Below are 14,685 nucleotides of genomic sequence, written 5' to 3'. Positions count from 1 at the left end.
CAGCTCTTATCTAACTTACTTTATGTATAAAAATGAATTGATAATAATGAGTAATGACACCCGACTAAATCACAACGCTAGGGGTGGTTTATCTTTGATGGTCAATTTTTATTCGAATTAAAGCCATTTTAGGCAAAGCGAAAGGTTCACCGCCAAGTGAACTCGGCAAGAGCCTTTCAACACAGCAATAAATGAGTGAAACGTGCGTTAATCGAACCCGTCGGCCAGCGTTTAGGGATAATAGTTGATTCAAGTCGTCGTCAGTTAGCACGACGGATACACCCATCCATTTTCTGGTTGTTTATTAACCTTTTTTAGCTGTAAAAATCAGCAGCAAGGATAAACAGCCCCTAGGTATTAGGAAAAGCACGAAAAAAATGAAAATTTCAAAAATGAGAGGTAAGACAAGCGTCCATTCTTGCTGTGTGGTCAATCATTGGACGCTTATTCATTATTATTGATTATCTGGTTGAGTTTTTTCGGCCTGGATCCGTTGATAAATTTCTTCACGGTGAACAGAAACTTCTTTTGGGGCATTAACACCAATACGAACTTGGTTGCCTTTAACACCCAATACAGTAACTGTTACCTCATCGCCTATCATGAGTGTTTCACCAACTCGACGAGTCAGAATAAGCATTCTTTGCTCCTTGAAATATTAAAAGAGTCGGGTCTCTAGGTATCCCCCGCTATTGTCCATCACACACCGTGAAAACGTAAAGCAATGACATTCACCTAAAGCATTGATGCCATCAAGGCAAGCATTCTAATTATTTACAAGCAAAATATAGCACTACAAGCAATACATTAACAATGCCGCAACAGATTTAAAGTTGCCTTATATTTCTATAAGGCAACTTAGTAAGTACTTACAGTCGTGATTCAACCCACTCTTCAACACTGGACATCGCTGCTGGTAATGCACTTACGTCAGTACCACCTGCTTGTGCCATGTCAGGGCGTCCACCACCTTTACCACCTACCTGCTGAGCAACATATGAGATTAAATCACCTGCTTTAATTTTAGCAGTCAAATCATTAGTCACGCCAACAATCATACTGACTTTATCACCACTTGTTGTCGAAAGCACGATAATCGCAGACTTCAACTGGTTTTTAAGATCATCAACCATGGTTCTCAATAGTTTAGGATCAGTATCGCCCAATTGTTTCACTAACAATTTGACGCCTTTCACATCTTTTGCTTTGCTACTTAGTGAAGCACTTTCTTGAGAAGCTTGTTGATCTTTTAGTTGCAAAATCTCTTTTTCTAACTGACGAGATTTATCTAATGCTGACTTCACTTTCTCAACGAGGCTATTAATATCACCTTTTAATAAATGAGCAATAGCTGAAAGTTGCTCTGATTGATGATGAATACTCTCAATAGCCATCTCGCCTGTTGTCGCTTCAATACGACGAACACCCGCAGCTGTTCCTGATTCGCTCAGAATACGGAATAGACCGATATCACCTGTGCGGCTTGCGTGTGTACCGCCACATAATTCAATAGAAAAATCGCCCATGCTTAGTACACGAACACGTTCTTCGTATTTTTCACCAAATAATGCCATAGCTCCTTTCGCTTTCGCCCCCTCTAAATCCATCAATTCAGTTTCAATTTCTGAATTTTGACGAATTTGAGCATTGACGATATCTTCAACTTGGCGAAGTTGCTCTTGCGTCATAGCTTCAAAATGGGAAAAATCGAAACGCAGGTACTTGTCATTAACAAGAGAACCTTTTTGAGAAACATGATCCCCCAGAACTTGGCGCAATGCCGCATGTAATAAATGCGTTGCAGAGTGATTTAAGCGAATAGCATTACGTCTCGCGCTATCAACTACGGCGGTAATACGGTGGTTAATAACTAATGAACCTGATTCGACTTTACCGATATGACCAATGGCTTGCCCATATTTTTGTGTATCTGTCACAGTGAAGCGAGCATTGTCATTATTTAAGTAACCAATGTCACCAACCTGTCCACCTGATTCGGCATAAAATGCTGTTTTATCAAGAATGACTAAGCCTTCTTCACCTGCGTTTAAGCTATCAACAGGTTGACCATCTTTATACAGTGCAGTGATAGTCGCTTGTTGTTCATCATATTGATAACCGGAAAACTCACTACGCTTATCAACTTTGATTAATGCGTTATAGTCAGCACCGAAGCCACTCGATTCTCTGGCGCGACGACGTTGGTCTTCCATCGCACGTTCGAAACCTTCTTCATCGACTTTGATATTGCGTTCACGGCAAACATCAGCCGTAAGATCAATTGGGAAACCGTAAGTATCATAGAGACGAAACGCAGCCTCACCATCAAGAGTATCCCCTTTTAATGACGCCAGTTCTTCATCTAATAATTGCAAGCCGCGTTCTAAAGTGCGTGCAAATTGTTCTTCTTCTGTTTTAAGAACTTTTTCAACCATGGTTTGTTGGCGTTGAAGTTCTTCCGCTGCGGAGCCCATCACCTTGATAAGTGGAGCAACTAATTTATAGAAGAAAGTCTCTTTTGCACCAAGCATGTACCCATGGCGAACTGCACGGCGAATAATACGGCGCAGAACATAACCACGGCCTTCGTTTGATGGAATAACACCATCGCTCACGAGGAAAGCACAAGAACGAATATGATCTGCAATGACACGCAGTGATTTATTTTCCAAATCCGTTGCACCTGTCGCTTTCGCTGCCGCTGCAATTAATTCACGGAAAATATCGATGTCATAGTTAGAATTAACGTGTTGCAGTACCGCTGAGATACGCTCTAAGCCCATCCCAGTATCAACAGAAGGCTTCGGTAGCGGTTCCATGGTGCCGTCTGATTGACGGTTAAATTGCATGAAGACGAGGTTCCAGATTTCAATATAACGGTCACCATCTTCTTCTGGGCTCCCTGGAGGGCCACCCCAAATATGATCGCCGTGATCATAAAAAATTTCAGTACAAGGACCGCATGGACCTGTATCACCCATCTGCCAGAAATTATCTGAAGCATAAGGTGCACCTTTGTTATCACCAATACGGATGATCCGTTCTACTGGAACACCGATTTCTTTGTTCCAAATATCATAAGCTTCATCATCTGTCGCATAAACAGTAACCCACAATCTTTCTTTTGGCAGGTTAAACCACTCTTCACTTGTCAGTAATTCCCAAGCAAAGCGGATTGCATCGTGTTTAAAGTAGTCACCAAAACTAAAATTACCTAACATTTCAAAGAAGGTGTGATGACGAGCTGTGTAACCTACGTTTTCTAAGTCGTTATGTTTACCACCTGCGCGCACACAGCGCTGTGCAGTTGTCGCTCGGGAATATGCTCTCTTATCCAGACCAAGAAATACATCTTTGAACTGGTTCATCCCTGCGTTTGTGAACAATAGTGTCGGGTCATTGTTAGGCACTAGCGAACTGCTGGTGACCACCTGATGACCTTTTGTATGAAAAAAGTCGAGAAACGCTTGGCGGATCTCAGCGGTGCTTTTACTCATATTTATCCCGATATCAAGCTGGAAACAGAATTATGAATTGTTGAGATGGAATGTAACATCACCTCTAATCAACTCTCCGATTAAAAAGTGACTGATAAGATAAAGTCTCTTTGCATAGAAGTAAAACTATAGCTACATCCATTCGTGGCTTTCATTGTAAAGCGTCTAGATATTTTCTGAAAGTATGTTTATACCTCTGGTTAGCGTATTTTTCCACAGAAAAACTGTTGAATAAACTATTATTGTGATTGGAAAAAACAAAAAAGGCGCTACTCCATAAGAGCAACGCCTATAATTTAATGATTAATCAACTCACTAGCTAATAATTAAAATTCTTCTGGTGCTTCTTCTTCATCAGAATCACTGATATAGTCTGTTGCTGCACTGCTAAATTCACCAGTGTGATTGAGTAACATTTCACGCAGTTTTGTGTCAATTTCTTGAGCAACTTCAGGATGTTCTTTTAAATAAGTTGTTGAGTTAGCTTTACCTTGACCGATTTTATCGCCGTTATAGCTATACCAAGCACCTGCTTTTTCAATTAGCTTGTGTTTAACACCCAAGTCAATTAACTCACCAAAGGTGTTAATCCCTTCACCATAAAGAATTTGGAATTCTGCCTGTTTAAACGGTGCGGCAACTTTATTTTTTACCACTTTAACGCGTGTTTCACTACCAATGATTTCTTCACCGTTTTTTACCGCGCCAATACGACGGATATCTAAGCGAACTGATGCGTAGAACTTCAGTGCATTACCACCCGTTGTCGTTTCTGGGTTACCGAACATCACACCAATTTTCATACGAATTTGGTTGATAAAGATCAGAAGCGTATTTGAGTTTTTTAAGTTACCCGCTAATTTACGCATTGCTTGGCTCATCATACGAGCAGCAAGCCCCATGTGAGAATCACCAATCTCACCTTCAATTTCAGCTTTAGGGGTTAATGCAGCAACAGAGTCAACGATAATCACGTCAACAGCGCCAGAACGCGTCAGAGCGTCACAGATTTCAAGGGCTTGCTCACCTGTGTCAGGCTGTGAACACAGTAAGTTATCGATGTCAACGCCGAGTTTTTTAGCGTAGATAGGATCAAGTGCGTGCTCAGCATCGATAAACGCACAGGTTTTTCCACTGCGTTGTGCTGCGGCGATAACTTGTAATGTGAGAGTTGTTTTACCTGAAGCTTCTGGGCCGTAGATTTCAACAATACGACCTAATGGCAGGCCACCAGCACCTAATGCAACGTCAAGAGATAAAGAACCTGTTGAGATAGTTTCAACATCCATTGAGCGGTCTTCACCAAGACGCATAATGGAACCTTTACCAAATTGTTTTTCAATTTGACCTAATGCCGCTGCCAGTGCTTTTTGTTTGTTTTCATCAATAGCCATGTTTACTCCCTAAGTGCAATGGCTTTACCACTGCGAATAAAACGATTGAATTCGATTTGTTGGAACTAAGTATACTGTATAATCATACAGTATCAAGGAAATTTTTAATTTAACAGACTCAAAAATGTTTCTAGTGCATAACCTGTTGATTGTAAACGCACTTGATTTCTATCACCTTGAAACACACAATGTCGAGTGATAACCGATACCGTGCCATCCCCTTGTTTTTGGGCAAAACCAAACCATACCGTACCAACAGGCTTGTCTATACTACCGCCACCTGGACCTGCAATACCACTGACAGAAATCGCAAAATCAGCAACGGCTTGTTGTAATGCCCCCGAGGCCATTTCCTCTACCACTTGTTGGCTAACTGCACCAAATTGTTGTAAAGATGCACCTGTTACACCAATCATTTGGTGCTTGGCTTCGTTACTGTAAGTGACAAAACCACGCTGGAAATAGCCTGAGCTTCCAGAAATATCCGTCAGTACCTTTGCAATCCATCCCCCAGTACAGGACTCTGCCGTAGTAACTGTTTTACCTTGCGCTTGCAGTTTTTGCCCTATCTGAATACTTAATGTTTCGAGTCGCTTCTCATCTATCATTATGTAATCCACCTTTACATCATTTTTTACGAGCACGATCCCAAACCCATAAACCCGCAATCGCTATCGCAAACACCGCACCAAAGCCAATACCCGCATTCACCACAGATAAACCAGCCTTAATTGCTAGGGAATATAAGCCTAGCATAATCAACATCGCGCTGTTTTCGCCTAAATTTTGTACTGCAATAGCATTTCCTGCGCCAACCGTTTCTTTTCCTTTCTCTTGTAATAACGCATTCAGGGGAACAACAAATAGCCCACCAAACACCCCTAAAACAATCAAAATAAAGTAGGATGGAATAATATGAGTTTGTAAGGACAGTAACACTACCATCACGCCGATAATAACCCCAGCAGGAATGCAACGGTACACCGTTTTCAAGGTAATAAATTTAGCAGCAAGCCCCGCACCTACAACAATCCCCACTGCAACCATTGCATTTAAGATGGTTGGCGTTGTGTTATCTTGCAAACCTAAAGCCACAGGCACCCACGCGACGAGCAAGAAACGTAATGTCACCCCTGCCCCCCAAAATAAGCTGGTTCCTACGAGTGAAAAACGGCTCTCCTGATTTGCCCACAAGATACGGCACGCTTGGAAGAAATCAGTCACGAGTAGTTTGAAATGCCAGCCTTTTCCGGGCCTTGCCGCCTCAAGATGAGGAATAAAGAAGTTAGCAATGACGGCAAGAGCGTATAAGAGCGCACATGTCCCTAATGCTAATAATAGATTAATATCAGAGAGCATTCCCCCGACTACTGAACCGATTAGGATCGCGGCAATGGTTGATGCTTCCATCACGCCATTGGCCTTAACCAGGTTATCTCCCCCTGTTAATTCACCTAGGATACCGTATTTAGCCGGTGAATAAGATGCCGCACCAATCCCCACTAATCCATAGCAAAGAAACGGATTTAATCCCAAGCAAATCCCCAACGCACCTATAAATTTAAAGATGTTGGAGAACAACATCACTCGGCCTTTGGAAAACCTATCTGCGATTTGCCCTACAAATGGGGCTAACACAATATAAGTAAACACAAACACCATTTGCAAGATAGGGTGGCTCCATTCTGGATAAAACTCAGCTTTGAGTTGCGCTAATATGGCAAATAACAGTGCATTATCCGCAAATGCCGAAAGAAATTGAGATGCCAAAACGGCTTTCATTCCTCGGCTCATTAGCGGTAAATTTGTTGAACTCTCTTGCATATTAAGCATCCTTTACGGCCATTTGTTTTAGTGTGACAAAGTCCGTTTTCCCGCTTCCCAAAACTGGTAGCTCTTTCACAAAACGGATATCTCGAGGAACTGCAAGTTCAGTTAATCCTCGGCTTTTGGCCGCTGCCGATAAAGCGCTTCTATCTAACTCTTTATCAGTCGTAAACAACACTAATGCCTCACCTTTGCTACTATCTGGTTTTGTCACTACACCGTGATTAGCATTAGGTGATAATGCTGCGACCATTTGTTCAATACTTTCAAGTGACACCATTTCACCCGCAAGCTTAGCAAAGCGTTTAACACGACCTTTGATAGTGCAGAAATTTTTATTATCCAATTCAACAATATCGCCAGTATCGTACCAACCATCTTCAACCTCGCCTTGTGCGTTTTCGGCGCTTGGTGTTTCGAGTACGCCTGGTGCTTCTACACGTAAATACCCTTTCATGATATTCGGGCCTTTAAGTTGCAGTTTACCGCCGTTTTCAATACCGGAAATAGGGATAATACGGGCTTCCATTTCTGGTAATATTTGCCCTACAGTGCCTTCTTTCGCCGCCATTGGGACGTTGATAGAGACGATTGGCGCACACTCCGTCACACCATAACCTTCAAGAATACGAATACCGAATTTTTCAAACCAAATTTTCTTTGTTTTATCCGAAAGCTTTTCAGCCCCTGCGACCACATAGCGTAAACGAGCAAAGTCATATTGGTGAGCAAAGCGCGCATAATTCCCCAAAAAGGTTGAAGTACCGAATAAGACTGTGCAATTTTTGTCATACACCAACTCAGGAATAATCCGGTAATGGAGTGGACTTGGATAAAGAAAAACACGACTCCCCGAAAATAATGGAATAAGTAACCCAACCGTTAGACCAAATGCATGGAATAACGGCAGTGATGACATAAAGCGATCTCGAGGAGTGAAGTCTGCAATGGTTTTAATTTGTTCAACGTTTGCCATTAAGCTTGCATGACTATGAACGACCCCTTTTGGTGTCCCCTCTGAACCTGAGGTAAACAATACAATCGCTTCATCCGCTGGCTTTCGAGGAATAACTGCTTTGCGAGGATTAATTAAGTGTTTGATAATCCATAGCTTATCCTGCCAAGTGACCGTATCTTTTAAATCTTCAAGGTAAATCCAATTGGCTTCCGGTACTTGTTCTGGAATATGGGTTAAATTACCTTTTTCTAAAAATTGTCTTGAGGTGAAGACGACTTTAGCCATTGAGGCTTTGAGCGCGTTACTGATCCCATGGCTACCCGCAGTGTAATTTAACATCGCAGGTACGCGTCCTCTCATCAGCGCACCAAAAATGGCAGCCGCCGTCACCGTTGCATTAGGTAGCAATAAACCAACCCGTTCGTTTTCATGGGTATAGCGCTCAATAATACGCCCAACCCCTAAGGTTTTTTTCAATAGAGTTTGATAAGAGTCTTCTTTAAATGCAATGTCTTCAATACACGGTGTGAAACGCCCAAAACGTTGTACGCTTCCAATAAATTCTTCAACCAGCGTGACCTGAGGTTGACAGGCCATACGCGCAGATTTCATGATTTGATAGAGATGCTCACCCGCTAATGCTCGGCGTTCAACTGATTTAGGCGCTTCCGGCATAGGGATTGTTTGTGCAGGTAAAATATGTAGCGTAATTTTAGGAAACCACTTAAGAGGGATAATCCCTTTTAAGCGTCCAAAATGACTGCGCTCAGCCCCTTCAATGCGAATGGGAACAACTTTTGCTTCGGATTTAGCCGCGACAAACGCTGCACCTTCATAGATTTTCATCAAAGAACCATGCACCGAAATTCGCCCTTCAGGGAAAATCACTATCGGCCGCCCTTTTTCGACCTCTTTAACGAGATGGCGGATACCTAACGGATTTGCAGGATCAAGGGGAACGATATCCGCGTAGGGCTTAAGGCGTTTGATCATTTTTGGGGTAGCAAATGTCGAATAAACGGCAAATACAGGTTTTACAGGGAGAAAAAGGGCGACCAAAACACCATCCAAAAAAGAGACATGATTTGGTGTAATCAAACACTTATCTTGATCGAATTCTTTCGCATCACCAATAACTTCAACACGAAATAAAAATTTAAGGATGGTTTTTATTATTTTCACCAACATAATGAGTCCCTATATTATGATTATATTTTCGTTTACAACTAACATATTGTTATGCCGTAATAACAGTTATCTTACTGAGCAACACACACCTCATTAAGGGGCATTATCCGAAAAAGCCCCATATGAAAAGTATCTAGGGGCTGTTTATCTTTGCTGCTGATTTTTACCGCTAAAAAAGGTCAAAAAAACAATCCAAAAAGTGAAAGATGTATCCGTCGTGGCTGGCTGGCGACAACTTGAATAAAAATTGACCATCAAAGATAAACAGCCCTAGCTATAATGAGTTTAAGATAAATCATTGAGTTGCGCGATAATTTCATCAATAGGTTGCGTCGCATCAATAATATGATGAGCGACTGCACGATAAATAGGTTCTCGTTGCTGCATAACCTCTTCAATTTCTTCCACTAAGGATTTGCCTGTTAGGCTTGGGCGTTGTTCTGCCTGAGGCTCAGCAGCAAGACGTTTAGCTAAAATTTCAGGGTTAGCATTTAAGTAGATAACTGTCCCGTTATCACGCATCACCTTTTGGTTTTCATCAGAAAGGATGATCCCGCCCCCTGTAGACACAATGACATCATCCTGTGCAATTGATTTTAAGACGTCACTTTCTAGCTGGCGAAAATAATCCCAACCGTTCTCCTCAACTATCTTAGCAATACTTTTCCCTGACTTTTCAAGTATTAACTTATCTGTATCAACAAATTGGTAGCCTTTAGATGCCGCAAATCGTTTTCCAATTGTTGTTTTACCTGAACCTCTTGGACCAATAATGTAAAACATTAATTTCCATCCCATCATCATAAATGCTAATAAAATTTAGACATTCATTTGCCTATAAACGCTGCCAAACACGGCAAACTATAAAAAAGAAAGCCACACTTCACTTGTGTGGCTTGATGATTTTATTTTCACTTCTTAAGGGCGATTTAAAAAGTCGCCGTAACCAATCCATTTATAGGTTGTCAGCGCATCCAGCCCCATAGGACCTCGTGCATGCAGTTTTTGTGTACTCACAGCCACTTCCGCGCCTAGACCAAATTGACCGCCGTCAGTAAAGCGGGTGCTTGCATTAACATAAACTGCTGCAGAATCAACGCATTGTACAAAATAATCCGCTTGGCCAATCGATTCTGTCAATATTGCATCGGAATGTGCCGTGCCATAATGGCGAATGTGGTCGATAGCCGCATCAACATCGGTAACGATTTCCACGTTAAGATCTAAGGACAACCACTCATCAACTAAATTTTCAGGTTTCACCTCGACCACTTTTGCCGGGCCTTGTTGTAAAAATGGCATCGCTTGTTCGCTGGCGTGTAAAGTGACTTGTTGTTCAGCCATTTTTTCACTGAGTAGTGGCAAAAATTCAGCTGCAATATTTTTATGAACAAGTAGTGTTTCCAATGAGTTACATGCGCTCGGGCGCTGCACTTTTGCATTAATAATCACATTGATGGCTTTATCAAAATTGACCGATTCGTCAACAAAAGTATGGCACACGCCAATTCCACCAGTGATAACAGGGATCGTTGATTGCTCACGACACAGCTTATGTAACCCTGCCCCACCACGAGGAATTAGCATATCGACATAACGATCCAATTTCAGTAATTGCGCCACTAATTCACGATCTGGGTTATTAATAGCTTGGACGGCTTCCGCTGGCAATCCACTATTTTTCAGAGCCTTTTGGATCACACTGACAACCGCCAGATTGGTGTTGTGGGTTTCTTTCCCCCCACGCATAATTGCAGCATTTCCTGTTTTTAGACATAAAGAGGCGACATCGACAGTGACATTAGGACGCGCTTCGTAAATAACGCCAATCACACCCAATGGAACACGACGGCGCTGCAAATTTAAGCCGCTATCCAGTTTGCAACCATCAATCACTTGGCCGACAGGATCGGCTAATTGGCACACTTTACGCACATCATTCGCGATATTTTTTAAGCGTTCAGGCGTTAACAACAAGCGGTCTTGTAGCGCTTCGCTCATGCCACTCGCTCTTGCCTGCTCCATGTCTTTTTCATTTGCCGCCAAAATAATTGCACTTTCTTGCTCTAATAAATCCGCAATTTGTTGTAGTGCTGCATTTTTTTGTTTTGTGCTTAGCTGAGCTAATTGCCATGACGCAGCCCTTGCTGCTTTACCCATTGTTTCTAACATAATTAACTCACTATCATATCATCGCGATGAACAGCGACTGAACCGTGTTCATAACCAAGTATCTTGTTTATATCTTGAGAATGATGACCCGCAATCATTCTGAGTGCGTCACTATTGTAATGGGTGACACCATGTGCAAGATCTTTACCTGCCATGTTACGGATCCGGATCACCGCACCACGAGAGAAATCCCCTTCGATTTTCTTAATGCCTTTTGGCAATAATGAGCTGCCTTTTTCCAAAATTGCCAGTTGAGCCCCATCATCAATGTAAACATCCCCCGCCGCTGGCGCACCGAAAATCCAGCGTTTGCGGTTTTCCATGGGATTCTTCTGCCCGTAAAAACGGGTTCCTACTGGGATATTTTCAATTACCGCATTAATAACATCAGGTTTATTACCCGCAGCAATCACCACATCAATACCCGCGCGCCCAGCAACATCCGCAGCTTGTAATTTGGTGGCCATACCGCCTGTTCCTAAGCCGCTTACGCTATCGCCCGCCATTTTCCTAAGCTCATCATTAATACCATACACTTCGGGGATCAATTTTGCATCCGGGTTACTGCGAGGATCGGCATCATATAAGCCTTCAATATCTGTTAGTAGCAGTAATTTATCAGCATCACCGAGAATTGCCGCAAGTGCTGATAAGTTGTCATTATCGCCGACTTTAATCTCTGCTGTTGCCACAGCATCATTTTCATTAATAACAGGAATAATGCCGTTATTCAGCAGCGCTTGTAAGGTATCTCGCGCATTTAAAAAGCGTTCCCTGTCTTCTAAATCGGCACGTGTTAACAGCATTTGCCCAATGTGGATGCCATAAATAGAAAATAATCTTTCCCACAATTGAATCAGACGACTTTGGCCGACCGCCGCAAGCAACTGTTTAGATGCAATGGTAGCCGGCAGTTCGGGGTAATTTAAATGTTCGCGACCCGCAGCTATTGCCCCAGATGTCACGATAATAATACGGTGCCCTTTTTCATATTGCTGCGCACACTGCCTCACCAGCTCAACAATATGAGCTTGGTTTAAACGGCGCGAGCCCCCTGTAAGTACACTGGTGCCTAACTTAACAACCAGCGTCTGGCTATTTTTCATCATTTTTCTGCCATTAGGATTAATAAAATAAAAGTAGGTATCATTTTTATCAGGAGAAGCGCGTTATGCCAACAGGCATAACGCAAAATTCAACAAAAGTTGGTTTAAAACAAATTTATGCGCTTAATTCCAGTTTTAATTCTGACATTAGCGGTGAAGGGAAGAGGGTTAACTCAAGATCAGATAATTGCTTAGTGAGGGCTTGGTGAAAAGACACTAAGTTTTTCTCAACCGCTTCCATAGTGCTACTGTCTTTTAATTCCTTAGCCTGCCAACTGCCATGCCCATTATAAAGCCCCAGATGGTAGGTAAATTCAAAGCCTTTCTCAGTTGCAACAAGCTTTAACCACCACCCCCAAAACTCACGTTTTTCTGGTGCAACATTCACATTCACACACACAACCAAGCTATCAAATAGGTAGCAACCATTTAAGCATTGCTTTTCTCTTAAATAAGGACCTAACGCTGCAAATTTCTTTAAATATTTTCCATTTGTATAATCAGTCGGTAAAGCCATGTTAAGGATCTCCTTCTTGGGAAGATCCCTTTTTAACAAATGGGAAAAAATAAGCAAGTTATTAAATTATTTTAAAGTATTTTTGCTTTTAACCAGTAAGTTGTTTCACTTAATGCTTTTTCAAAATTAGCAAAAACCGGGTGACTTGGCAGCATAATCACATCCGCATCTATAGAAGAGCGTCTAATTAAGTCGGCCTCTGCTTTCGGACTATAAATATCATCTTTTAAACTCACAGCCAACATAGGCACTTTACTTCTTCGCCCTAATAGTCCTTGATTTTTAAGGGAATAACAGCTTAACTCATAGCGCAATGCTGAACCATCAACTTGATAAATCCCCAAACGACTGGCGAACACATCCAAAACCATCCGAGGAATATCCTGCTGATATTTCTCTTCATGCAATAAACTGTGCACTATTGGACCTATTACAGCTACCCCTTTTATTATCTCTGGACACATATAAGCTAATCTTAAGGCTATGTTCGCGCCAAAACGTATCCCAACGATGCCAAAACGCGTATGGTCAATCCATGCAATATCATCCAGTTGGCGAATAATTTGCTCATGTAACGCAGTGGTCTCTTGGGTTAATTTATATTTGGCTGAATAACCAATGGATGGCATATCCAGCGTGAGCATTGCAATACCTAATGGTTCAAGGTAATCACGAAAATAACGGCAGAAATCAATCTGTAAGCTATCTAACATGCCACAAATCATCACCGTTGGATAAGGGCCTTGCCCACGAGAAGGAATATGCAAAAAGCCGCAAACTTCTTTGCCGCCATCCACTTTGAAAGGGATTTTCTTTAAACGATATTGTGAAAATTTCGCCGCACTATCATAGGCTTTATTGGCAAGTAGGATCGCTTGATCTGCCAGCTCATCACCTTTAATAAACGGGTAGGCTGCGATGCTATATAAATTCGCCGCACGCAACCATGCCTTGCCTGCCTCAACGCCTTGTTCAAACTCTAGCGCTTTTTGTTGCCAGTGCATGGCTTGTTGAGACCACTCAAAGCACCAATTGCCTGAGCGGTTACCGATAACCGTATCTAACTGATTATCATTACTTCGTGGTGCAGTAGAAATCGCAATACGGCTAAGAACCTCTTCTATTTCTAATGCATCAATACCACGCCAAATCCACATCAAACGGTTAATCATGCGATACCACCCCGCATGGTGGGAACCACTCAGTAAGCTGTGCTCTTTGATTTGCGGCAGCGTTTGGGCGGAATAAGAAACCAGTGTTGATGTTTCAACCTGTCTGATTTTAGGCTTGAAGAGTTTTTCGGATAAATTTTGCTGAGTCATCCCAATTTCCTGTATACCGTCGCTGAATGGAAGCCAAAAATAAGGGGAATGCACATAATGCACTCCCCAAATTATATCGCGTTTGACTCAAAAATTTTAGGTATTAATGTGTTACCACAGTCAAAAAAAATCCATAACCCTTTATAATTACAGTATTTTTACCTAACCTAAGTCACTAACGGATTTATTTATCTTGTTCACACAATGGTTTAACGAAGACAACCCCCATATCCCAAGGCTGTTCAATCCATGTGTCTTGTGGAATATCAACCACATAGTCATCGACTAACGGACGACCTGCTGGTTTTGCAAAGATGGTCACAAAGCGAGCTTTTGGATACATATCACGAATAGCTTGTGCAGTACCGCCAGTATCAACCAAATCATCAATGACGATAAAGCCTTCTCCATCACCTTCAGCGCGTTTAATCACTTTTAATTCGCGTTGGTTATCATGGTCATAGCTTGAAATACAAACGGTATCAACGTGACGAATACCCAGCTCACGAGCAAGAAGTGCGCCTGGTACAAGTCCACCACGACTAACCGCGATAATACCTGTCCATTGTTCTACTGGTAATAAACGTTGTGCGAGTTTACGGGCATGTATTTGCAACATATCCCACGTTACGACATATTTTTCGCTCATAAAATTCGGGTCCCGACTGCTGAGTAAATCTGAAATGTGTCTTGCGGAAAAAAGG

Annotated in this window: 12 protein-coding genes; all 12 read right to left on the bottom strand. The window is 42.1% G+C overall.

Translation table 11 applies throughout. The features are described from left to right. Positions 1 to 454 precede the first annotated feature (454 nt). Positions 455 to 640, bottom strand: a complete 186-nt coding sequence (gene csrA, locus AB6N04_RS01115) for a carbon storage regulator CsrA (protein ID WP_004264815.1) — start codon at positions 638 to 640, stop codon at positions 455 to 457. 229 nt (positions 641 to 869) lie between these two features. Continuing rightward, positions 870 to 3,497, bottom strand: coding sequence for an alanine--tRNA ligase (gene alaS / locus AB6N04_RS01110; protein ID WP_369310122.1), 2,628 nt, complete (start codon positions 3,495 to 3,497; stop codon positions 870 to 872). 326 nt (positions 3,498 to 3,823) lie between these two features. Then, a complete protein-coding gene (recA, locus tag AB6N04_RS01105; RefSeq protein ID WP_369310121.1) occupies positions 3,824 to 4,891 on the bottom strand; it encodes a recombinase RecA in 1,068 nt (355 codons plus the stop codon). A gap of 104 nt (positions 4,892 to 4,995) precedes the next feature. Further along, positions 4,996 to 5,499: a nicotinamide-nucleotide amidase gene (pncC, locus tag AB6N04_RS01100; RefSeq protein ID WP_369310120.1), complete on the bottom strand. Its 504-nt coding sequence runs from the start codon at positions 5,497 to 5,499 to the stop codon at positions 4,996 to 4,998. 19 nt (positions 5,500 to 5,518) lie between these two features. Continuing rightward, the gene (lplT, locus tag AB6N04_RS01095) at positions 5,519 to 6,715 is read right to left on the bottom strand and encodes a lysophospholipid transporter LplT (RefSeq protein ID WP_369310119.1); all 1,197 of its coding nucleotides are present in this window, start codon (positions 6,713 to 6,715) and stop codon (positions 5,519 to 5,521) included. 1 nt (position 6,716) lies between these two features. Then, a complete protein-coding gene (gene aas, locus AB6N04_RS01090) occupies positions 6,717 to 8,864 on the bottom strand; it encodes a bifunctional acyl-ACP--phospholipid O-acyltransferase/long-chain-fatty-acid--ACP ligase (RefSeq protein ID WP_369310118.1) in 2,148 nt (715 codons plus the stop codon). Positions 8,865 to 9,149: 285 nt separating this feature from the next. Next, entirely contained in the window at positions 9,150 to 9,647 is a 498-nt protein-coding gene (gene aroL / locus AB6N04_RS01085) for a shikimate kinase AroL (protein ID WP_369310117.1), read from the bottom strand. 135 nt (positions 9,648 to 9,782) lie between these two features. After that, positions 9,783 to 11,036, bottom strand: a complete 1,254-nt coding sequence (gene proA / locus AB6N04_RS01080; protein WP_369310116.1) for a glutamate-5-semialdehyde dehydrogenase — start codon at positions 11,034 to 11,036, stop codon at positions 9,783 to 9,785. A gap of 2 nt (positions 11,037 to 11,038) precedes the next feature. Next, entirely contained in the window at positions 11,039 to 12,142 is a 1,104-nt protein-coding gene (gene proB / locus AB6N04_RS01075) for a glutamate 5-kinase (protein ID WP_369311924.1), read from the bottom strand. 115 nt (positions 12,143 to 12,257) lie between these two features. After that, positions 12,258 to 12,659 (bottom strand): sigma factor-binding protein Crl, encoded by a 402-nt coding sequence (crl, locus tag AB6N04_RS01070; protein ID WP_369310115.1) that lies wholly within the window; start codon positions 12,657 to 12,659, stop codon positions 12,258 to 12,260. Positions 12,660 to 12,730: 71 nt separating this feature from the next. After that, the gene (frsA, locus tag AB6N04_RS01065; RefSeq protein ID WP_369310114.1) at positions 12,731 to 13,981 is read right to left on the bottom strand and encodes an esterase FrsA; all 1,251 of its coding nucleotides are present in this window, start codon (positions 13,979 to 13,981) and stop codon (positions 12,731 to 12,733) included. Between the two features lie 184 nt (positions 13,982 to 14,165). Then, positions 14,166 to 14,630 (bottom strand): xanthine phosphoribosyltransferase, encoded by a 465-nt coding sequence (gene gpt / locus AB6N04_RS01060; RefSeq protein WP_369310113.1) that lies wholly within the window; start codon positions 14,628 to 14,630, stop codon positions 14,166 to 14,168. Positions 14,631 to 14,685: the final 55 nt, after the last annotated feature.

The sequence above is a fragment of the Providencia rettgeri genome, from assembly GCF_041075285.1.
Taxonomy (GTDB): Bacteria; Pseudomonadota; Gammaproteobacteria; order Enterobacterales; family Enterobacteriaceae; genus Providencia; species Providencia rettgeri_G.
The sequence above is the reverse complement of the archived record's forward strand: the minus strand, read 5'-3'. Positions and strand labels throughout refer to the sequence as shown.

Excerpts from the sequence above, each read along its gene's own strand:
- csrA (WP_004264815.1), bottom strand. The coding sequence starts at position 640 with ATGCTTATTCTGACTCGTCGAGTTGGTGAAACACTCATGATAGGCGAT.
- alaS (WP_369310122.1), bottom strand. The coding sequence starts at position 3,497 with ATGAGTAAAAGCACCGCTGAGATCCGCCAAGCGTTTCTCGACTTTTTT.
- recA (WP_369310121.1), bottom strand. The coding sequence starts at position 4,891 with ATGGCTATTGATGAAAACAAACAAAAAGCACTGGCAGCGGCATTAGGT.
- pncC (WP_369310120.1), bottom strand. The coding sequence starts at position 5,499 with ATGATAGATGAGAAGCGACTCGAAACATTAAGTATTCAGATAGGGCAA.
- lplT (WP_369310119.1), bottom strand. The coding sequence starts at position 6,715 with ATGCAAGAGAGTTCAACAAATTTACCGCTAATGAGCCGAGGAATGAAA.
- aas (WP_369310118.1), bottom strand. The coding sequence starts at position 8,864 with ATGTTGGTGAAAATAATAAAAACCATCCTTAAATTTTTATTTCGTGTT.
- aroL (WP_369310117.1), bottom strand. The coding sequence starts at position 9,647 with ATGTTTTACATTATTGGTCCAAGAGGTTCAGGTAAAACAACAATTGGA.
- proA (WP_369310116.1), bottom strand. The coding sequence starts at position 11,036 with ATGTTAGAAACAATGGGTAAAGCAGCAAGGGCTGCGTCATGGCAATTA.
- proB (WP_369311924.1), bottom strand. The coding sequence starts at position 12,142 with ATGAAAAATAGCCAGACGCTGGTTGTTAAGTTAGGCACCAGTGTACTT.
- crl (WP_369310115.1), bottom strand. The coding sequence starts at position 12,659 with ATGGCTTTACCGACTGATTATACAAATGGAAAATATTTAAAGAAATTT.
- frsA (WP_369310114.1), bottom strand. The coding sequence starts at position 13,981 with ATGACTCAGCAAAATTTATCCGAAAAACTCTTCAAGCCTAAAATCAGA.
- gpt (WP_369310113.1), bottom strand. The coding sequence starts at position 14,630 with ATGAGCGAAAAATATGTCGTAACGTGGGATATGTTGCAAATACATGCC.